Annotated in this window: 15 protein-coding genes; 7 read left to right on the top strand and 8 right to left on the bottom strand. The window is 58.7% G+C overall.

The window, feature by feature from the left end:
- The first annotated feature begins 10 nt into the window (after positions 1–10).
- Together ASC90_RS18410 and ASC90_RS18405 are read left to right on the top strand one after the other, a co-directional pair.
- Positions 11–2,155: a peptidase domain-containing ABC transporter gene (locus tag ASC90_RS18410; RefSeq protein WP_056543203.1), complete on the top strand. Its 2,145-nt coding sequence runs from the start codon at positions 11–13 to the stop codon at positions 2,153–2,155.
- Positions 2,152–3,558: an HlyD family type I secretion periplasmic adaptor subunit gene (locus ASC90_RS18405; protein WP_056543202.1), complete on the top strand. Its 1,407-nt coding sequence runs from the start codon at positions 2,152–2,154 to the stop codon at positions 3,556–3,558. The genes ASC90_RS18410 and ASC90_RS18405 overlap by 4 nt, the downstream gene beginning before the upstream one ends.
- A 26-nt stretch (positions 3,559–3,584) precedes the next feature.
- Here ASC90_RS18405 and ASC90_RS18400 read toward each other — a convergent pair whose 3' ends face one another.
- Complete coding sequence (locus ASC90_RS18400; protein WP_056543199.1) at positions 3,585–4,673, bottom strand: glycosyltransferase family 4 protein; 1,089 nt, start codon at positions 4,671–4,673, stop codon at positions 3,585–3,587.
- Positions 4,674–4,741: 68 nt separating this feature from the next.
- A complete protein-coding gene (locus tag ASC90_RS18395) occupies positions 4,742–6,100 on the bottom strand; it encodes an NAD(P)-binding protein (protein ID WP_056543197.1) in 1,359 nt (452 codons plus the stop codon).
- A gap of 311 nt (positions 6,101–6,411) precedes the next feature.
- Here ASC90_RS18395 and ASC90_RS18390 point away from each other — a divergent pair, with 311 nt between their 5' ends.
- Together ASC90_RS18390 and ASC90_RS18385 are read left to right on the top strand one after the other, a co-directional pair.
- Positions 6,412–8,379: a hydrolase gene (locus ASC90_RS18390; RefSeq protein WP_056543195.1), complete on the top strand. Its 1,968-nt coding sequence runs from the start codon at positions 6,412–6,414 to the stop codon at positions 8,377–8,379.
- 179 nt (positions 8,380–8,558) lie between these two features.
- Positions 8,559–10,013, top strand: coding sequence for a lipopolysaccharide biosynthesis protein (locus tag ASC90_RS18385; RefSeq protein ID WP_056543192.1), 1,455 nt, complete (start codon positions 8,559–8,561; stop codon positions 10,011–10,013).
- A gap of 23 nt (positions 10,014–10,036) precedes the next feature.
- Here the strand turns inward: ASC90_RS18385 and ASC90_RS18380 are convergent, their stop codons facing one another.
- From ASC90_RS18380 to ASC90_RS18365, 4 genes are all read right to left on the bottom strand, one after another.
- Entirely contained in the window at positions 10,037–11,062 is a 1,026-nt protein-coding gene (locus ASC90_RS18380) for a glycosyltransferase family 2 protein (RefSeq protein ID WP_056543190.1), read from the bottom strand.
- Positions 11,059–12,729 (bottom strand): Wzz/FepE/Etk N-terminal domain-containing protein, encoded by a 1,671-nt coding sequence (locus tag ASC90_RS18375; protein WP_056543188.1) that lies wholly within the window; start codon positions 12,727–12,729, stop codon positions 11,059–11,061. The genes ASC90_RS18380 and ASC90_RS18375 overlap by 4 nt, the downstream gene beginning before the upstream one ends.
- Entirely contained in the window at positions 12,719–14,764 is a 2,046-nt protein-coding gene (locus ASC90_RS18370; protein ID WP_056543187.1) for a glycosyltransferase, read from the bottom strand. The genes ASC90_RS18375 and ASC90_RS18370 overlap by 11 nt, the downstream gene beginning before the upstream one ends.
- A gap of 218 nt (positions 14,765–14,982) precedes the next feature.
- Positions 14,983–15,708, bottom strand: coding sequence for a sugar transferase (locus tag ASC90_RS18365; RefSeq protein ID WP_082519976.1), 726 nt, complete (start codon positions 15,706–15,708; stop codon positions 14,983–14,985).
- Between the two features lie 320 nt (positions 15,709–16,028).
- On the opposite strand from ASC90_RS18365, the gene ASC90_RS18360 reads away from it, so the two are divergent.
- The 3 genes from ASC90_RS18360 to ASC90_RS18350 all read left to right on the top strand — a co-directional run bounded on the left by ASC90_RS18360 (position 16,029) and on the right by ASC90_RS18350 (position 18,933).
- A complete protein-coding gene (locus ASC90_RS18360) occupies positions 16,029–17,102 on the top strand; it encodes a glycosyltransferase (protein ID WP_056543652.1) in 1,074 nt (357 codons plus the stop codon).
- Between the two features lie 46 nt (positions 17,103–17,148).
- The gene (locus ASC90_RS18355) at positions 17,149–18,489 is read left to right on the top strand and encodes a polysaccharide biosynthesis/export family protein (RefSeq protein ID WP_056543185.1); all 1,341 of its coding nucleotides are present in this window, start codon (positions 17,149–17,151) and stop codon (positions 18,487–18,489) included.
- 93 nt (positions 18,490–18,582) lie between these two features.
- Positions 18,583–18,933: a hypothetical protein gene (locus ASC90_RS18350; protein WP_244480416.1), complete on the top strand. Its 351-nt coding sequence runs from the start codon at positions 18,583–18,585 to the stop codon at positions 18,931–18,933.
- Here ASC90_RS18350 and ASC90_RS18345 read toward each other — a convergent pair.
- Complete coding sequence (locus tag ASC90_RS18345) at positions 18,930–19,970, bottom strand: NAD-dependent epimerase/dehydratase family protein (protein ID WP_056543183.1); 1,041 nt, start codon at positions 19,968–19,970, stop codon at positions 18,930–18,932. The genes ASC90_RS18350 and ASC90_RS18345 overlap by 4 nt on opposite strands.
- Positions 19,954–21,600, bottom strand: a complete 1,647-nt coding sequence (locus ASC90_RS18340) for a GMC family oxidoreductase (RefSeq protein ID WP_056543181.1) — start codon at positions 21,598–21,600, stop codon at positions 19,954–19,956. Before ASC90_RS18340 ends, ASC90_RS18345 begins: the two co-directional genes overlap by 17 nt.
- Positions 21,601–21,651: the final 51 nt, after the last annotated feature.

Genomic DNA, 21,651 nt, shown 5'->3' with positions numbered 1-21,651 from the left:
CGGGTGGGCCATGAGTAACTTTTTGCACACCAACCTACACTGCCTTGCGCTCGTCGCGCGCCATCACGGCGTCGATCTGTCACCCGAGCGATTGCAGCATGACTACGCCGTGGATGACCAGCCGGTCGCAATCCGGCAAATGCTGCGGATGGCAAAGGATTCCGGGTTGCGCGCCCGGCACGTCACTCTCAGCTGGCAGTCGTTGTTTCAATTGGGCGAAGCCTTTCCGGTCCTCGCCGAACTTGACAATGGCAACTGGGTGGTCATTGCCGGCGCGGCTGGAAATCCCGACGACCAGAGAATTCGCGTTCTCGACCCTCTGGCTGCACGCCCGGACTTCATCCTGCTAGACGAGGAACAATTCAGCAAATCCTGGCACGGATCGGTTGTCCTTCTCAAACGCAACTATCGTCTGGCCGACGACGACCAGCCATTTGGCTTTCGCTGGTTCATACCCGAGATCATCAAACAACGCAGCTTCTTCCGCGACGTTGCGCTCGCGGCGTTCGTGCTCTACGGCCTCGGTCTGGCAACGCCGATTTTCTTCCAGCTGGTCATCGACAAGGTTCTGGTACATCAAAGCTACGCAACGCTGACCGTTCTGACTGTCGGCATTGCGATCGCGCTTGTGTTTGACGCGCTGTTCAGCTTCCTGCGGCGATACCTGTTGCTCTATGCAACGAACAGGATCGACATCAGGATAGCAACGCGTACCTTCGGGCATCTGCTCAACCTGCCGATAGCTCTGTTCGAGCAGGCTTCCGCCGGCGTCCTTGTCAAGCATATGCAGCAAACCGGCCGAATCCGCGAATTCCTGACGGGCAGGCTTTTCCTGACGCTCCTCGACGGCGTGTCGCTTCTGGTCTTCATCCCGATCCTGCTTCTCTACAGCGTCAAGCTCACCCTGGTTGTTCTGGGCTTCGCTGCGCTTGTCGGCCTTGTCGTCATGATGCTCGTCGGCCCCTTTCAACGCCGGCTGCAGGCTCTCTACAAGGCTGAGGGCGATCGGCAGGCGCTGCTGGTCGAAACCGTCCATGGCATGCGGACCGTCAAGTCGCTGGCACTGGAACCGCGTCAGCGTCGCGTGTGGGACGACAGTTCCGCGCAATCGATCTCGGTGCGTTTCCGGGTCGACAAGATCTCGACCGTCGCGCAATCACTGACCGGCATGCTGGAGAAACTGATGAGTGTCGCCATCATCGGGCTGGGGGCACTCGATGTGTTCAGCGGCGCGATGACCATCGGTGCACTGGTGGCATTCAACATGCTGGCCGGCAGGGTTTCCGGGCCACTCGTCCAGATCGTGACCATGGTGCACGAATATCAGGAGGTCGCGTTGTCCGTGCGGATGCTCGGCGAGATCATGAACCAGCGCCCGGAGCAGTCCGGCCGCGGTCGCGGTATCCGGCCGGAGCTCAAGGGGCGCATCGATTTCGACAAGGTAACCTTCCGGTATGGACCCGATGGCCCACCGGCACTTGACGATGTCTCGTTCACAGTTCCTGCGGGTTCGGTTTTTGGCGTCGTCGGCAAGAGCGGCTCCGGCAAGACCACGATTACCCGGCTTATCCAGGGGCTGTATCAGAACCAGCAAGGCCTCGTTCGGATGGATGGTTACGACAACCGGGAGATCGATCTCGTCCATCTCAGAACAAGCATCGGCGTCGTGCTGCAGGACAATTTCCTTTTCCGCGGTACCGTTCGCGAGAACATTGCGGCAGCAAAGCCGGATGCGAGCATCGAAGAGATTGTCGAGGTCGCACGGATCGCCGGCGCAGAGGAGTTTATCGAACGGCTTCCGCGCGGCTTCGAAACCATGCTGGAAGAGAACGCGGCCAATCTTTCGGGTGGCCAGAAGCAGCGCCTGGCGATCGCTCGTGCGCTGATCACCGATCCGAAGCTCCTCATTCTCGATGAAGCCACGAGCGCACTCGACCCCGATAGCGAAGCGATTATCCGGCAAAATCTAAGCCAGATCGCTGCCGGGCGCACGGTCGTCATCGTATCTCACCGCCTGTCAACGCTTGTCGACGCCGATGCCATCCTAGTCGTCGAACGTGGCAAGGTCGCCGATATCGGCCGGCACGACCAGCTCGTGTCGCGTTGCATGACATATCGTCACCTATGGGCACAACAGATGAGGCAGGTGGCATGAACGTCCGTGCTCAGAAGTCGAACGAAAATCTACCGGTTCCTGCCACCGGTCCGGGAAGGAATCTGGCCAGGGGCGCGCTTCCACCCAGCATTGCGGAGTTCCAATCGGATGCAGTGGAGCTTGAGGAGCGTGCACCACCGCGGATTGCCCGCATGACGCTCTACGGCATCACGGCCCTCATCAGCGCCGCGATTATCTGGGCTTGCGTTTCATCAATCGATGAAGTTGTCATCGCCCCCGGCAAGCTGGTAACGACCCAGCCGACGATCGTCGTCCAACCGCTGGAAACATCGATCATTCGTACGATCAATGTTACGGCGGGTGAAGTTGTGCAGGCCGGACAAACACTCGCAACACTTGACGCGACGTTCAGCCAGTCTGATGTCGACCAGCAGCGGGCGAAATTCGCGGCACTCGACGCGCAGGTGAAGAGAATCGAGGCCGAATTGACCGATGCCGACTATTCGAAGATGGCCGGCACTTCGTCCGACGAAGCTTTGCAGGTGCAGCTCTTCGACCAACGCCGCGCCTTCTATGTCGCGCAACTCCAGAACTACGACCAGCAGATTGCGGGCCAAGCAGCGACTCTCAAGGCAAGCAAGAACCACGAGGCTGTTCTTACCGATCGCCGCGAGACGCTGTCCTTGATCGAGAACGCACGCGAGCGGCTCTACAACCGCGAAAGCGGCTCGCTAATCACCCTGCTCGGATCGCGCGATGCCAGGCTCGATGTCGAGGCCGACCTTACCTCCGTGCGCGGCCGGGCGGATGAAGCCGAACACTCCCATGCCAAGCTGATCGCAGATCGCCAGGCGTTCATCGAGGACTTCCGTCGCGCGTCGATGGAAAAACTCGTCGAATTGCGAGGTCAGCGAGACGCTGCGGGCGAAGAACTCAAGAAGATGGAGCTGCGTCGCAACATGGTCGCCCTCGTTGCGCCAGCAAACGCCGTCGTGCTCGATCTGGCGCAGCGCTCCGTCGGCTCGGTGGTGCGCGAAGCCGAACCGATTGTGACGCTTGTTCCGCTCAACGTGCCGCTGGAAGCGGAGGTTTCGATCAACACGCGCGACATCGGACGCATCGCCACCGGCAAGGAGGCGCGCATCAAGCTCGATGCCTACCCATTCCAAAAGTTCGGGACTGCATCGGGTACGGTCAGGACCGTCAGTCGCGATGCGTTCACGCCCACGAAGGAGGACGCTGCAGCAAACCAGACGTCGGCGCCCTTCTTCAAGGCACGGGTTCTGCTTGAGGATACGCGGCTAAAGGCGTCGGGCGGCCCCGTGCGTCTGCTTCCCGGGATGACCGTTTCTGCGGAGATCAAGGTTGGCCGCCGAACCGTGATATCTTACTTCCTCTATCCGCTGTTACGCGGACTCGACGAGTCTATTCGCGAACCGTAGGCGGTGCCGATCTGCGGTCCGGCGGGTCAGGTTGCGGCGGCTGCGGTCGCGCGTTTCGTGTCCTTCGACAGCGCACTCAGGTAGACTTGCATCGTTTCCCGTGCGACGCGGTCGATCGTCAGGTGCTCTATCCGAATTTGGCTTTTACGCTTCCACTCCTCGATGCGTTCGGGATTTTCGAGGAGGCTGCTGAGAGCCGTGGCGAGTGCCACTGGGTCACGAGGCGGCACGAGGATGCCTGCCTCGCCATATTCCAGCAACTGGGGAATACCATCGACGTCCGTGGCGATGACCGCACATCGCGCCTCGCGTGCCTCCGGCAGCACCAAAGGCGCAGGATCAGCAAGAGACGGAAGGACGAAGATGTCTGCAGCCAGCATGTAGGGAAAAGGGTCCTTGCTGGCACCGAGAAAATTGACTGCTCCCGCGCACGCCAAAAGAGCCACGGTCTCCTTGTAAGCCGCTCTATGAGGGCCGTCTCCCAAGACATAGAGGCGGGCATGCGGAAACGCCCGATTTACAATGTCGAAGGCCTGAAAGAGATAGTCCAGACCCTTCCTCGGATGAAGACCGCCGACAAACAGGATGCTGGGCGACTGCAACACGGCGGGTTCAGGGGCGCGATCCTGAAAGCGGCTTGATCCGATGGTGCCGTTGAGGACGACATCGAGCTTGGAGGCGGATACGCCACGTCGCCTCATCGACGCGCCGACGACATCGCTGACAGCGATCACTCGCGTTCCGAGCCCCATCAAGGTTGCGCTCTTTTCAAACTCGTTGTGCACGGTTGTTATCAGTGGAATGCCGGCCAGCTTGCAGATCGGGAACGCAAGGACCGCACTTGTCATCATATGCGCATGAACAACGTCAGCCTGAAAAGATCGCACAAGCCGTCGCAGTGCCATGGCGGCGCCAAAGAGGTTGGGCAGTTTCCTGGTGTGGTCGACGACTGGCGTTTCAATGCCGTGCCCGTTCAGGAGAGCGTCAAAATCCCCTCCACCACTTGCGACACAAACCTGATGCCCGAGCTTGGCTTGGGCACACGCAAGATCAACTGCCGCGTGCACATGCCCATTTAGTCGCCGGGTGTGATTGAGGACGTGCAGTATGCGCATGATTTTTCGCTCTCCTAAGAAATCGACCGGCGCCGCGGTCGTGCCTGCAGCCCCGTGTAGAAGACCTGCTACCGCACCCGGCTATTGAATTCTAGCGCTGATGATCTGCTCGCCATTGCCACCTCGACATCAATGGTCGAAACCCGCGCCGTCGGCTGATAGTTGAAGGCTCCCTGTCGCCCAATCGATTCGACCCCGAGCGCCTGCAGCCTGGCGATCGCCGCTGCGGCATTAGTGGCCGCGCCTTTGCTATAGATCGGGTAGGCGCTTTCGAGGACCTGGCTGCCTTCGAGTTTCAGGTCGCCCTTGAACATCCCATTGGCAAGAACGTGGCGGCGGAAATTCGCCTCGGCCTGCGCAGGTGAGGCAACATGGTTCGCGATGACCTCGACGGCGAAGTACTCACGCTCCCGCACCTTCCCGTAAAAATCTGAATAGACTGTCAGTCGTTTCCAGGCGCCGTCGTGCGAGAAGTTGTAAATAATCGACTGGTCAAATCCCCGTTCCCCTGAAAAGCTGAAATAGAGGCTTATCAGCGTGATGGTGTGCAGTTTCTGCAGCGACGCGATCCCCCAGAGACTCTCGGTCCTGGGTATCGGGATCGTCGAAACAACACGGCCGGCAATGGCGGTAGAGTCGGCCATATGCAGTCGGAACCCGTCCTGCGATTTATCGAGCCGTTGCATTGCGGCAGACAATTTGAAGGTGACGCCGGAGCGCTCTAAACGCTTCACCGCTGCGAGATAGAGAGCGTCAAATCCCTCTCTGGGTCGCGCCATTTGTCGATTTTTCGGCCCGGCGCTGCGCCTTTTCATGAAAGCGCGCTTCACCAAGTTGAGGACGGACGCATACTCGCTGATCCAGAGCATTCGCTTGCGCGCAAGGTCGATGTCGATCTCTTCGGCCTCTACGCCATAAAAGCGCTTCATGTAGGTTTCCAGGCCGGATCGATGCAGCAGGTAGGATCCAATCCAGAAACGTGCGAAGTCCTTGGCGTTGCTCATGCTGCGCTTGAAAAGGCGGGCGTAGAGCACGGAAGCGAATATGCGCGTCAGACCGATTGGACCAGCACCCAGAATGTCCTCGCGGACGGATATCGGATACGCGGTTATCACCCCCTGCGGGTTCAATCTTCCCCAGCTTGGAGTGATCGGCACATAGTGCGGAAGGAGTTCAGGGAAATGGCGCAGCAACGGCGAATCGTCCTGGAAGATCAGGCTGCCGATGTCGAATGTATATCCCTCGTTGGAGGTCCAATTGATATGATTGCCACCGACATGGTCATACTCGTCTACGACAAGGACCTTGCATCCCTCGGCTGACAATATGGACGCGGCAACCAGCCCCGAAATTCCTGCCCCGAGAACAATAACGTCAAATTGCTGTGCTACAGACGAGTTCTGGGTCCGATGGCTTGCGTCATCCATAAAGCTGCCCCGTTGCTGCCCTCCCAGGTAACACCTGCACAGAGTATAGTTCATTCTGTCAAGAGTCGATATGCTGGATATTCGTTCAATCAAATGATTGAACATCCAATATCAACCAAAATGAGACTTTCTGTCACAAGACTAAACGGTTTTTGGGACTTGCTATCGCGCAAATTATGCTGATACAGTTTCAGACACTACGCTCACAATTGGGCCGATTTCTGCTCTGCTGATCACCGTGTGCGCGTCCCGATGGAGCGTCGCCTGGACGTAGATGTCAGATAAACTGATCGAAGGCGAAGGGGTATTCAGTGGTACGACGAAGCCTCGACCATCTTCACGGCCCTCTGGCCGGCATTGATCTGATCTCGACTGACGTATTTGACACCTTGCTGCTTCGCCAGCCGAAATCACAACGGTCCCGGTTGATGGAGGGCGAGCGCCGTTTCGCCCGCTTGTTACGAGAACAGGGTATTGCAATTGGCGCGGAAGACCTCGCTCGAGCCCGGCTATTGGCCGAGAGGTTTGCATACCGGGCGTTGAACATAGGTGGGATCGAAGGAGAGGTTCGCCTCATCGACCTTGTTGCCCGCCAACTGGCGATTCTCGGCCTTCCCGCGAAACTCATCGACACGCGTGTAGAACTTGAGGTTGAGACCGAGAAGGCGTCGCTGTCAGCAAACGGGCCGTTGGCGATGGCGCTGCGGCTACAGAGGCAGGCAGGTGTTCGCATCATCGCCGTCTCCGACACAGCCCTACCTACCGATCGGCTGGCACATTTGATCGATTATTTCCATGGCCCGGGACTCATCGACAAAGTGTACTCCAGCGCGGAAATGGGAACCAGCAAGAGGCACGGTGGCCTGTTTTCTGCTGTCCTGGACGCGGAAAATGTCGCCGCTTCGCGGATGCTGCACATAGGCGACGATCGAGTCGCCGATTGCCTCGCCCCACGTGCCTTGGGGATCAGTTCGATCCACATTCCCAAGGGCCGAATTCGAAAATACGCTGCGCAAGCCGATGGCGCCAGGACGGAGGCGCTACGGGGAGTACGCCGAGGATTGCGACCGCGTCTCAATCGAACCCCTGCTCCCAAAGATCAAATCTCTTTTGGCCGCGAGGTTTTCGGTCCGATCGTTTCCCAATTCTGCCTTCACATCTGGCTCTTCGCCCAGCAGGCCGAAGCTCAGGGTGACGCCGCAATGCTGTTTTGTGCCAGGGGCGGCATCGGCATTCGAGAGGCATTCGAGCGTCTGGTTGCCAAGCTTGGGCTACCGCTCGGTCTCAGGCGCGAGAATGTCCTCATTTCGCGGCTCGTCGCCGCCCGCAGCGCACTGATGGTGCGAAGCCCTGCGGTATTGGACGAACTACAACGCGAGTTCAAAAAAAGCAGCTTCGCGGAGGTCGCCGCCGCATTGGGGGGGCGGCGCTACGAACTACCGACATCCTGGCAGGAGGCCTTCGCGGCGCCGGATTTCTTCGACATGCTTGATACGCCTCACGGGCGCGAAGTCCTTGAGGATATAGAAAGGCAGAACGCGCTGTTTGTCCGCCACCTCGACAGCATTTCCGGCACGGCGAAACGCACGATCCTCTGTGACACCGGGCTGTACGGCAGCACGCAAAGGCTCATGGCGGCGGCATTTCCGGACCGTCAGTTCGAGACCATTCAATTCGCGCGCTGCAACTACAAGGGCTTAAGCGAGGAGCATTTTCCGAAGGTCGCAGGACTTGTCGTCGAGCAGAGCCACTATAGTCCGCTCAAGGCAGAGACAGTGATTCTCCGCTACTGGCAGATCATTGAGAGTCTGTTTGAGCCGGCAATCCCCTCCGTGCGCCAATTCAGCGAGACCGCCGATGGCGCCGTCACAGGCAATTGCGGGGACATCGCCTACAGGCACTTCGAGGTCGCAGCCGGCAACGCGCTTTTGTCGGGCGTCCTGCAATACATCGAGCGGGTTGATAATGGCGTTGCTGTCATGCAGGACGCAGATCTTGCATGGGCGCGCCTCAAGCAAGCCATCACCTATCCCAGCTCATTTGACATGATGGCGTTGGGCGTGGGGGCCCGCTCGATCGATTTTGGCCGAACCGACAGTGTCGACGTGATGAACGAGCCAGAAGCGCCTGACGTTGCACAAAGACTAAAGTCGCTAAAATCTCACCTGTGGCGCGAAGGTGCTATCGCGCGAGATTTTCCGCGCCTGAAATCGGCATTGTTGCCTGCCCTGGAAGTAGCACACATCGTCCGGGGGGTGTCGGCACGCCTACAGCGGTGAACAGTGCGGAGGAGCGCCTGTTCGCCGTCGCGCCGGTTGATCCCAGTGCAAAGCAGAAATCGCAAAGGGAGGATATTTGGTGTGCCGTGTGGCACCGGGCGGCTGATCGGCTCAGCCGCGCCTGAAGATGCATCGCGCGGCCTGTGTCGATTTGGCTGCGGAGGGAACCGGAGTGTCGGATGCTGGCGTTTAAGGCTATAAAGGGGGCCGGGTGGCTCGTCTTTTCCAGGTTCGTCGGTCGCCTGATCGACTTCGGCACGCTCCTTGTTCTCGCACGGATTCTAACTCCTGCCGATTTCGGCCTTGCGGCTCTTGCCACCTCCTTGGTGCTTGTCGTCGACACGGTGCTTGAGGTGCCCGTAACACAGGCACTGGTTCGCTTGCGATCCGTTGACAAGAGCCATCTGGACACCGGCTTCACCCTGGGCATTTTGCGAAGTTTCCTCATCGCGATCATTGTCCTGGCGGCAGCATGGCCGTTTTCGGTCTTCAACCACGAGACGATGTTGATGCCACTGGCTTTGGTGCTGGCGCTGGGGCCAATCGCCCGGGGCTTCGTCAGTCCGGCCATGGTGAATTTCGCCCGTCAACTCGGATTTCACCAGACATTTCTCCTCGAAACCTCCGGTAAGGTATGCGCCAGCATCGTTGCCGTCGTGGTGGTTCTGTATGGCGGGGGATATTGGGCAATCGCTGCGAACTTCGTTATCGCCTCCGTCGCCTCCACTGTCGCCTCTTATATTCTGGCACCTTACCGCCCCGCATTTTCTCTCGCCAGGCTTTCCGACTTCAAGGGGTTCATCGGTTGGTTTAGCTCGGCGCAACTGATATCGGCCTTGAATTGGCAATTTGATCGCTTCGTCATCGGCGCCCACGCCGATCGGACCACGCTCGGTCGCTATTCAGTTGCCAGTGACGTTGCGGCCGTCCCGACACAGAGCATCATCGGGCCAGCGCTTCAGCCGGTCATGGCGGCCTTCTCACAGATCACGTCAGACAGAGACAGGTTAAGGCTTGCCTTTCTGAAGGCAACGCGTTTCGCAATGTTGATTTCGGTGCCAGCCTGTGTCGGAATTTCCCTGATCTCCGACCTTGCCACCGATCTGCTGCTTGGCGCCAAATGGCACGATGCGGCTCCGATCCTTCGTCTTGTTGCGCTATCGGTCATTCCGATCCCTTACTTTCAGACCTTGTATTCGGTCAGCCTTGCTCTCGACCGACCAAGCATCATCTTTCGATTGAACGCGATCGACCTGTGTTTCCGGATCGTGCTTGTTTCGATCGGCTTCTATCTCCTCTCCGTCATCGGCGTCAGTATCGCCCGCATAGTCCTTTCATCGATCATGTTCCTCTTCTATCTGGCGGAGGCACGCCGGCTGCTTCAGTTGGCAATATCGGCACAGCTGAGAAACCTATGGAAAATTGCGTTCGCTGCCGCCGCAATGGCTAGCTGGGTCTGGTTTCTTCGTGGAGAGTTGGCCGATCGCGATTTGAACCACGTTGTGGAACTTATATTCGTCGCTGCCACTGGAGCCGCTGTCTATCTGGGAATGCTACTTCTTCTCGGCATGCGACTGATTGCCGGCGGTGGGCGCCTGGAACTCGTCGACCGTGCCATGGTACGTCGCAGCTGATTGATGCTGGGCCGGCAAGAGGTCTACAGCAGAGCTCGAAAAAGGCCCGTCACCGAACGGTCACCGGCATCCAGTCGATAGGAGAGGCCTTTACGGGCGCGCCGGTTCGGAAGAACGGCCGTTGTTACCAGAAAGGCGCTAAGCGCGATCCTCGCCTTGACGGAGTGGCCTGCCGCCCACAGCTGTTTGATAAGACGGTACAAGCTTGCTGCCGATACGCGCCGCCCCTCGGCAATCGCGAGGTAAAAGGAACGCTCGAGAAAGAAGTATGTCTGTTCGGCTGCAATCAGGTCGTCCGCCTTGCCAACCCGTGCCAGAACTCGACGCAGGTGGTCCATCCTGTTGACGAAGCGGGTCAATTCTCGCCGCAAAAGCTTGGCGTCGAGCGGGCGCCCTACACCGGAATCGTTGCGGTCGTGAACGCGGTAACGGCCTAGCGCTTTCGAGATACTGAGCACGTCCCCAAAGAATGGCGCGGCAAAAAGCATGACACCATCGATCGCTTGCTCGTACTCCACCTCAGCCGGCAGCTCGCAGAGATCCCGCCTGAAGACGTTTCCAGACGTCGGTGGTGCCATGTATGTGCCGGTCCGCAACACTCGCTCGGCCAGGCGCCGATCGCGAAAGGCATCCAGCTTCGGAACTGGACCACTGATAACCCGGCCGTCCCCGTCAATCCGTGTCAAAGGGAACTGGAGCTTTGCAACACCATCGTCGAGGTTGTCTATGATCGTCTCTATGGAACCCGGTTCGAGCTCATCGTCGGCATCGAGAAAAAGGACGAATGGCGCTCGCGTCCGGCGCGCACCATAAAGACACGCAGCCCGGGAGCCGCCGTTATCGATATGAAATGCCGTGACCCCCTCGCGCTGGATTACGTCCCAAGAGGCATCCGTGGAACCGTCGTCTACCACCACCAGCTCACACCCGGCATGCGCCTGGGACGTGACGCTGCGGATTGCGTGTGCGACATATCGCTCGTAGTTCCAGCACGTTATGACAACCGCGAGACGCGGACCGGTTCCGCGCCACTCTGGATCCGAGATCATGACCTTGCCCTGTTGATGACGACACCAACTACGTTTGCGCCGGCGCGTCTGAGAAGTTGCACGGCATCGGCGACCTCTTCGACGGTCGTCTGCTCGGCACGGGCTACGACGAGAACGGCATCGGCATAGTTGGCGAGCGCCAAGGCATCCATCGAGCCATGAAGCGGCGGAAGGTCGAGGAGCACATCTCCCCTGAGACGGGCAGCATCGAGAATCTGCTTAACCTTCGGACTGCGAAAATCAGCAAAGAGGTTTGCGTTTGCGTCTTTGGAGTGGATCGGCAACACGGCGACACCGCCGACTTCGTCGAAGGATATCGCATCGGGTTGCAGGCCGGCGAACGCGGCGTCCGCCAAGGACGCGAACGGGAACGCTTGAATGCCGTCCAGCGTAGCGCGGTCGTTTGCCTCGGTTGCCTGAAAGATTGTTACACGGCGACCGCTTCTGCTGATCAACTGCGCAAGCCCCGAACTGACCGTGGAAACCCCCACATCCGGCGTCCAGGCGACAAAAGCAATTGTGATGCTCTTGTCGTTGCGAAGGCTCGTGCAGGCGATCTCGATCGATGTCCGCAGGTCGTGGATGGCAGCCACAAATCTTTGCTGCTGTGCATCGCCGATGCGCCAGGGAACCACATCGACGCCTGGGGTATCAGGAATCGAGCCGAGGCAGACAATGCCGGTATCGCGGGAGAGATCCCGAGCGTTGTGAACCCTGCGATCGAGCGCCAGGTTGATGGCAATCAGCCCGAAGCCACCAAGTAGCCCCAGCAAGCCGCCGAGCGCCGTTATGAGGGATTTACGTGGCGCCGAGGGAGCCAATGGGGCAAGTGCTGCACCAATAATCCGCACGTCGGCGTCAGGCGTCGGGATTGATGGCAGGGTGCCATTGTGCATAGCGTCGCGAGCGGCTTCGACCTGCGTCGCAAGCGAATCGAGGCGACCTTGCAATGCTTCGGTTCCCGCTTTTGCGATCTGCTCCTTGAACCCGACAGCCTGGAAGATGTAGCCGGAGACTGCCGCATTGGCTACGCGTGCTGGAAGCGTCGGATCCGAAGACGAGTATCCGATCTCGATGACGAAGGATTGACCCACTCGCCGCGCATCAAGACGCCGGGCAAAGTTCGAGAATGCGGCCCGCTCCGCGTCGTCCGCAAGCTCCAGAGTGGTATCGGCAGGCGGGCGGCCGCCTTTGCCAGATTCCGGCGCGGCGAATGTTGACGGCAAATACGACCGCGCGTCGTTGATAATCGTCGCGATCAGGCCGGAATGCTGTTGGCCAAGTTCCGGACTGTCCTTCAGATTCAGGCTCTCGAATACCGCTGATAGCAATCGTTCGGATTTGATGGTCTGCAACTCGCTGTCAGCGCGGTTGAGATCGAGGTTTTGCTGGCTTCCAAATTCCTGCCCAGAGGCAGCTGACTGGCGGGGTTCCAGCAACAGCGTTGCTGTCGAATTGTAGGTCGGCGGTAGTGAATGAGCGTAAAGACCGGCAATTACCAGTCCTGCGATCGTGCAAACCAGAAGGCTGATCTTGTGGCGCAGACCGAGTGCTATCAGCGAGCGCAGCAGCGCGATCGGTCCATCGCCGTCACCGTCCGCCTGCACCTCGTCCACTCGACGGAGCCGCGACATCACATCAAGAGGACGTGGTCTGTTAAACATCATCGTGGATCCTACTCCGCACAGTTTGAATTACCGTCGAGCGTGTGGCGATCGCGGCGGCACGCTCAGGTTCCAGGCGGCCCCGAAGAGCGTCGGCCATTGCAAGGAGATTTCCTCGCGCGCGTCCCTTTCTGTCGATGAAGGGTTCGGGCCATGCGACTCGTCCAAAATTACTCATGGTGTTGCCGAGGATATGGTTGACGACCTTGGCGAAGGTCATCGTCCCTTTCCCCATCATGTAGATGGGATTTATGATCTGCGAGTAGCCCAGACGCTCTCCGCTGACCCTGCCGCTCTTCACTCCCATATGAACACCGTAGGCCAGAACCGACTTCACCAACCTGCCACCCTCCTTCGTCACTGCTGCGGCAAAGTCTCTATCCTCCAGCCAGCCGTAGAGGACGAGGCGTTCGTCAAACCGTATGTGGCCAATCGCGGAAACGCGGAACGCCATGTTGCAGCCATAGGGACTGTAGGGCTCGGTCCACCCAGGCGAATGATTGTTTTCGGCGCATTCGACAAGACGCACTGCCTCATCGAAAGCGATCCCCGGCCCCTTGATCCCGTCAGCGACGACATTGCCGGTAAAGCCCACGACCCGGCTCTCGTCACGGAAAACCTGCGCAGCGCTGGCAAGCCAGTTCTTGTCGGCGACGAAATCGTCATCGAAGAAAACCACTACTTCGGCTGCACCGGCAAGCCTTGCCAAGGCGGTGTTACGCTGGGCGGCAAGTCCCGCGGGACCGGTCAACACAGTTACGCCGGGGCAGGATATGAGATCACCGGCATCGCCAATGTCGACGCACGATATGATCACGATGCCTGGCTTCAGCGTCTGGCTGGCAAGAAGGTGGCGGACAGTCGCCTCGACCATGCGTGGACGGCCGCGTGTGGCGACGACGACGGCGACACGCGGCTTCTGCGAATCTGGCGGCCTGTAGATTGCGACGTCCGCGCTCGGTCGTTCGAGCAATTCGCGATATCCGGCTGCGGTATTCTTCCAGGAGAACCGGAACACCTGCTCCAGTCCACGCCCCACGAGTTCACTACGCAGCCCTGCCGAGTCCCTGAGTGACCGAGCGTGCTGCACCCACTCGCCTGGCTCGAATGGTGACGCGAGAAGCGCGGCGTCGCCGCAGACCTCCGGCATGCTTGCGCAATTGGAGGCGATGACCGGGCAGCCGCGCGCCATTGCCTCTACAATCGGCAGGCCAAATCCTTCCGTCAGGGAGGGGAATGCCAGGCAAAGAGCCTGCTCCAGAAGGTATGCAAGATCGTCGTCCGAAACCCTGCCTGCTAGCCGCACGTTGGGTCTTTGCTGAAGCGCCTCCGTCGCGAAAATACCGTCCCCGCCACCGACAACGATGACATCGATCCCAAGCGCGTCGAGGTCGGGGGCAGCATCTATTAGCAGCGCAAGATTTTTATGGCGCGCACGAGAGCCCAGTGCCAGCACAAAGGGACGACCGCTACGTTGCGACGCCAGGAGCTGCGGCGCGACTTTCGCCAGTGAAGGGTTCCAACTCAGCGCGTGCTCGTGGCCATTCGGCAATACGGCGATGTCGCCAAGCGCGACGGGCAAATGGCGGGCGAGTTGGCGCGCGGCCGCGTATGATACGGTCGCGACACGCACCGATCGGCGCGCAAGGATGGGCTGGAGATTGTGGTAGAGCGCACGGAATGCAGCACTGTAACTTTCGGGTGCGCCAAAGATGTTGGCATCGTGGATGCAGATAATCTGGTCAGACTTGGCGGCGGGGGCTGTGTTGCACAGGTTCAGCAGCCGTCTGCCGCGGCTCAAATAGGGAAGTTCGATCTGTTCCCAAGCATGCCCCGCCAATCTTCCCGCCTCGACGACGTGCTGGCGGTCGAGCTTGAAATTGTCCGCGCTCGTCCGCTTTGGCGATAGAATGATTGTTTCCTGAAGTGCCGATTGCGCTTCCATGGCGACGACGACGTTGTTTGCGTAGCGTTGCACGCCCGTGATGCTCTGTGTGAGAAAGCGACCGTTGATGGCAACCGATACGGCGGAACTCATCCCGGAACTCCGGTCGTAGAAAAGAGCATCGCTTGAATCGAACAAAGGTGTGACTTGAGTTCCAGAATGTCCTTCAACACCAACTCCTTCGGCCGCCAGTGACGCAACAATACCGCCCACGACGGAGCTAAAACCTCACTCATCCAAGCGCGGCAATCGACGAGAATTGCCGCGAGCAGATTTCAAAAATGCGGGGCGCGCGATGCGCCGCCGGTTTCTCAGTAGCTGCCTCGCGATCTCAAGACAGCGGGAATCGTCTTAAACATGATCGCAATATCGCCCCAGAGGGTGCGTTCGGACACGTAGCGCGCATCTAGTTCGACACGCTCGTTGTAGGTTGTGTCACTGCGACCGCTCACTTGCCAAAGCCCCGTAAGACCCGGCCGCACCTGCATGTAGTCGCCATAGTGGACGCCATAAAGTTCGGCTTCGCTTGCAACAATGGGACGGGGGCCGACCAAGCTCATCTGTCCCCTGATCACGTTCCAAAGCTGCGGGATTTCATCGATGCTGCTCTTGCGCAGGATCGCGCCGAATGGCGTTATTCGCGGATCGATCTTGAGCTTTCGCGTAGCGTTCCATTCAGCCATGTACTGGGGATTAGTCGCCAGGTACTGCGCGAGCACCTTGTCGGATTCTTTCACCATCGTCCTGAACTTCAGGCACGGGAACATCACCCCATTTTTGCCGATGCGGCGGTGGGCGATGAAAATCGGCCTGCCTTGCAGAACTAGCAGGATAAGTATCACCATCACGATCATCGGCCATAGAATGACAAGACCAACCGTCGCCAAGACCGCGTCGAGCGCATACTTGCTGAAAGCCGAAGCGATGGAGGACATATCCCGCCTGATCGCCCTGTCTGTCGGGAACGATACTTTGCTGGTAGGCAACAGCATCTCGTTGACCTTGTCGAAATCTCGACTGAGATCAATCTCTCTCATCTGCGCACTCCCCACCAAAAAGAAACACTTCGGGTCTGCGGAGGCCAATACCAATTGGCAAGCACAATTAAGTTAACAAGTATAAAACGATTTGACAATGATTTTATTGCACCGCAATATACGACAGTGCAACGCGGGATTTCCGAAGCATACTGATAATTATATCGATTGATTGCACCTGCAATGTGCCTGAATTACTATGTGATTTATATATATAGCTCGTTGCAATCTTCCGTATTACACGGAGCAGTGCTTTCCGATTGTTTCTGTTCGTGGAGTATCGCGTGCGCGTAGCAATCATACATTATTGGCTGGTGGGGATGCGAGGCGGCGAAAAGGTTCTCGAGGCCCTCTGCGAGATCTTCCCGTCTGCCGATATCTATACCCATGTGTGTGACATGTCCGCGATTTCGGACGTGATCAAGACCCACAAGATTCAGACGACCTTCATAGGCGCGATGCCTTATGCGAAGCGCATGTACAAGAGATACCTGCCGCTTATGCCGATGGCGCTGGAGCAGATCGATCTCGGCGCATATGATCTTGTTATCAGCAGCGAGTCTGGGCCAGCAAAGGGCATAATTCCCACTTCGCCCGCCGTTCACGTCTGCTATTGTCACTCGCCGATGCGCTACATCTGGAATATGTACAACCGGTACTACGACAGCTCGGGGCTCATGACCCGGCTGATGATGCCGCCGCTGGCCCACTATCTGCGGACATGGGATGTCGCGACAGCGAACCGCGTCGACGACTTTGTCGCGAACTCCAACACAGTGGCGCAGCGCATCAAGAGCTACTACCGCCGCGATGCCGCGGTCATTCATCCGCCTGTCGATACAGGTGCCTTCCACCCCGTTTGCGCCGACGAACTCGGTGACTACTATTTAATGGTCGGCGAACTTGTGAGCTACAAGCGGCCAGACCTGACCGTTGAGGCATTCAATCGCCTGAAGGCGAAACTCGTCGTCATCGGTGGCGGCGAAATGCTCGAGCATCTCAAGAAAATCGCTGGGCCAACGGTAACGATCATGGGGTCACAGCCGTTCGATGTTCTCAGGCATCACTATGCGCGTTGCAGGGCATTGATATTTCCCGGCGAGGAGGATTTTGGCATCGTCCCGGTCGAGGCCATGGCGAGCGGGCGTCCTGTCATCGCGTTCGGTCGCGGTGGTGCGACGGAAACAGTCGTCGCCGACAAGACGGGAACGTTCTTCGCCACCCAAACTATTGAGAGTCTCATCGATGCCGTCGAACGGTTCGAACGAATGGACTTCAATCCAGCCGTCGCCGTCGCTCGCGCTTCGGAGTTCAGGAAAGAGGTTTTCGTCCAGAAGTTCCGACGCCTCGTCGAGCAGTCGACGGGAGTCGGTCCATTGGCACTCCTCGCATAGGGCTGGAGACCGCAGTAGCATTGGTGGTGATTGGGAGTTGAATAGTATGAGGCAGTGTCTCTCCGGCCCTGGGCAGCACGTTGATCGCGTACCTGGCGCCCGCTTGTGGCAGCGCCTAAAAGCTGCATTTCGCCTGCTGGCCTTTGCCATCCCGGCAACTGCGTTGATCGCTGTGCCGGAAACCTCAGCGCAGGATTACATCCTGGGGCCACAGGATACGCTCAAGATCCGCGTTTTCGAATGGCGACCAAGTACCTTTACCGCATTTGAATGGGTGCCTTTGACAGGTGATTTCGTGATCTCAGCTGCGGGCAACCTGTCGCTGCCGATCATCGGAACGGTTCCCGCCGCCGGCAAGACGCTGGAGCAGGTGGCGGACACGATTGGAGAAAGGCTTCAGAACCAGATTGGGCTGCAAAAGCGCCCGAATGCCTCGGTTGAAATCGCGTCTTATCGCCCCTTTTTCATCACCGGCATGGTGACCAATCCAGGGAAATATAGCTATAGCCCCGGCCTTACGGTCGTTCAGGCACTGAGCATGGCCGGAGGTGTCGGGCCGGTTGATCCGAACCTGATCGGCCTGCAACGCGACGCGCTGTCGAGCCGCGGTGATATCCGCGCACTCGTAGCAGAGAGGCTCGGTCTAATTGCACGGCAGGCGCGCATCGACGCGATCTTGAGCGGCGCCGCCACGGTCGTCTACCCGCCCGAACTTACTTCCCGGGGGATAGAAACGGGGGCCGCCCGAATGATGCAGGAGGAGCAATCGCTGTTCGAAACCCGTGAAAAGTCCACGAACACCGAGATTGATGCGCTTGGTCAGGCCAAAGTGCTTGCCACCAATCAGATCGACGCATTGAAGGCGAAGGCGGCATCGCTCGCGAAGCAGATCGAGCTTGCCAACAAGGATCTTGGTTCAGTGAACAAGCTCGTTTCCCAGGGATTGACCGTTTCCGCCCGGCAACTGGGTGCGAACCAGAACGTGGCGGAGCTTGAAAGCCGGAACCTGGACGTGTCTCTGGCTATTCTCAAAACCCAGCAGGATCTCGCAAAGTTTGATCAGGACATTGCCGATGTTCGCAATCGCTATCGGATCAACGCGCTGACAGAATCGGCCGAACTCCGGGACCGGTTTGCATCAAACGCCGAAAAGACAAAAACGGCAAAGGATCTCCTCACGAACCTTGAAATTCGTGCCCCGGCTGCGATAGCAGCGGTCGACGAGAACGGAGAGACGTATAGATTCGTAACCTCGATCGATCGGGTCGTCGACGGAAGTGTCCAAAGCTTGATCGTCAACGACAACGATCCGATTTCGGCTGGCGACGTCATTCGCGTCGAGCGAAGAGAACGCCCTCCGACCCCGCCGATCCAGAACAGCAACTAGAGCACCAATCCGGTGCAGCTTCCGGCGAAGATCGGCCACCGTTAACCACGTCTGGTGAGCGAAATTCAATTCCGACTTGCGTGAGATCGGCGAATGGCCGATGATCGACAGCTAGGTTTGGTGCCGGGCGGGCTGGTCGGAGCAACCTTGATGGGGTGGGAATTCGTTGTCGCTTTTTTGGTGGGCGCCGCATGTGCGTTGCGCATGCCGGTGCTTGTCTTCACGATCGTCGTGCTGATTGTATTGATTGCCTACGCGGCCGCCAGTTATACAACCGGATCTTCCGCTCTGTCGTCGATGATCTGGGCGTTCATTTTTGCAGCCGTGCTTGAGGCAGGCTATCTGGTTTCACACGGAATCCTCTACCTCGTATACGTCAAAGGGGCCGGACGCGAACGCAAGCGGTCATCGGCGGACGTGTCGTCCAAGTATTCCGCCGACTAGACTTGCCCATGGCCTTGCGTTTCCACAATCTGGCTGTTGCCGTCCAGACTAAGTTGGGCCTCCCGTCGAAGGCTTGCCAGCGCAAGTCGTTCGGCGTTCGCCATGCCGAACGGGAACCGATAACCGACATCTTTTAAACGCTTGCTGGAAAACCTCATTCTCCACAGCGGATTCCTGATCGTAAGTGAGCGGAACCGCAAGAAGTCGTTCAACCAATCTGCCATCCATGGAAAGTTCATCGTGCGGTAGCGTAGATCGCCGCTCGCGGCGAAAGCCTTGCGCATGAAATCGATGTGCCTGGGTTCGGCGAACTCGTCCTCGGCGAGATTGTAGACCTCGATACTCCCTGGTACCCCGCCTCCCCTCGATCCTCGCTCCATAAACCAGATAAGTGCGTCGGACACGTCCCGCACATAGACGTGGTGGGCATGGCGATGAGCCGCCAGCAGCCGTTTTGCGAGGCTCCAATCACGCACGCCAATCATCTGGCCAAGGTCAACGACAACTGCCGGTCTCAAGATGACATACCGAACCGTCTCGGCAACCCCCCTCAGCGCGAGCTCGCCCCCGAGCTTTGTCCGCCCGTACTCGCGCACGTAGTCGAGCGCCCAGTATTCGGACCGCACATCGCGATCATGTGTCAAAACCGGTGATTCTTCGGTTATCGTCCTCTCTCGCCCGCTTCCATAAACCGACACAGAGCTCGTGTAGCAAAACGCCAGAACGCCGGCGCGCTCGCCTGCCTGCGCAAGTCCCTTCGTTGCCTCGACGTTAACGCGGCCCATGCGGTCCTTTCTGCCGATCTCCGCGGCAAGGTGGAGGATCGCGCTGCAGCCGCGGACCAGACTGTCGAAGTCGGGTTCTGCAAAAAAATCGACCTGACGCCATTCGATCACGGAGTCGCTGGTGTCCGACGGCACAGGGTGCGATGTACTTGCGCGCACTCGATAGCCACGCTCCAAAAGATCGGCGACCACCACGCTTCCGATCCGTCCTGTCGCACCTGTGACCAGAACCAGATTATTCGCCGAGAGCATTCGCCATCACCTTGACTGTAGTGGAGTGTGCTTGTCGTGCCTTGAGGTGATCGGCCAGCCGGACTGCCATCGCGACGATCATCTGCGTTGGATTGCAATGCCCAGCCGTCGGGAAAACAGAACTCCCCGAGACGAAAAGCCCTGACACACCGTGCACCTCGCAATTCGCATTGACGACACCCTTGCCGGGGTCGTGCGCCATCCGGGTTGTTCCGGTTGGGTGGGCGACGTCGACGAACGTGCCAGGAATATCACCGTGGTCGCGAACCCAGTCCGCAAGGGTTGGCTTCTGCAGTCCGGTGCGTTCGAATTCATCAGCGACGAGCTCCGCCATGCGGCGCATGGTGCGGGATTCGTCAGGGTGACTGCGCCAGTCGATCTTCGGCAGCCGCATCCCGAACGGGTCGCGTCGATCGGACAACGTGACGCGGCTGTTTGCGTCGGGAACTTGCTCGCACATGCAATCGAGATCGAGCGCCTCGAGCTTTCGCGGAACCCCGTTGCGGGCACCGAAATAGTCCTTGGCCCCTCGCAGCACCAGCCTGCTGTTCTTGATGATACTTACGGCATCCTGCGGTAGCCTGGGCGTTCGACCAGCGATCCGTCTCAGCGCATCCCATGGATCGTCCGGCGCAAGCGCCTCGCCGAGCCAGCCTGCGCAGTTCAGCAGCCCCTCGCGGCGCTGGATCTCGGGACTGAGGCGAAGTCCAGCCCTGAAGAAGTGCCCCTTGACATTGTAGCGGCCAAAGCGCCGCTGCACCGCGCCCGACCCTTCAACCGCAAACGAGGCCACCGGGCCGCGAAGATGGTCCATCAGGTATCGTCCGACCTGATTGCGATCATTCCCAAGACCGGATGTGGCGACGGTGTCGGAGTTGAGAAGAATCCGCGCATTCTCGATGCCGCCTGCGCACAGGACCCCGGCAGACGCGGCAAGTGTATGGGTTCGCCCGTCAAGCGTCGCAAACTCGACGCCCCTTAGCGCCTTTCCGCCCTCAGCCGGCAGCATTCGCAGGACAGTTGCGCCTGTAACTAGCGTGATATTCGACCCAAGCCGCTTCGTCAGATGTCGTCCAAAGCGCATGTATTCGTAGGGGTAGGACTCCGCATCATCCCTGCTGAACTGCCAAAAGAACGGCAACAGGAGAGCAGGATCGACCTCCGAGCTCGGGCCCGTACGATTGGCCACCGACCAAAACCGTTCATCGCTGAAGCCGCTGCCCATTGCCAGGCCGAGATGCGATGCGCTGCGATCAAGGTACGGGACGATCTCCTCACTGTCGAACGGCCAGCCGGAATCCTGCACCCAAGGTCGTTTCTCGAAATCAATTCCATCAAATCCGGCGCACCGGCCGCCCCAGGTGTGCGAACTGCCGCCAAGGATACGGTTGCGAACTGACCATTGATCATTGGCGCGCGGGCGACCGACGTTCTCGATCTCATTGAGCATGTCGATTTCAGAATTGCGCTCCAAGCCGCCGCTTTCGAGAACAATGACACGAAGCCTAGAATTCGATAGCTCCCGTGCAATCGCACCACCCGCCGGGCCGGTGCCAACGATGCACAAGTCACATTCCAGATGCGGAAGTACAGTACCGGTCGTTACCGATATTAAATCAAGGACATCCATCGTACTTCGCACCTTTATTGTTGCATTTCGACCTGCCATGAATAGTATTCT

Origin of the sequence: Rhizobium sp. Root1220 (genome assembly GCF_001426265.1) — a bacterium.
Taxonomy (GTDB): domain Bacteria; phylum Pseudomonadota; class Alphaproteobacteria; order Rhizobiales; family Rhizobiaceae; genus Rhizobium.
The sequence above is the reverse complement of the archived record's forward strand: the minus strand, read 5'-3'. Positions and strand labels throughout refer to the sequence as shown.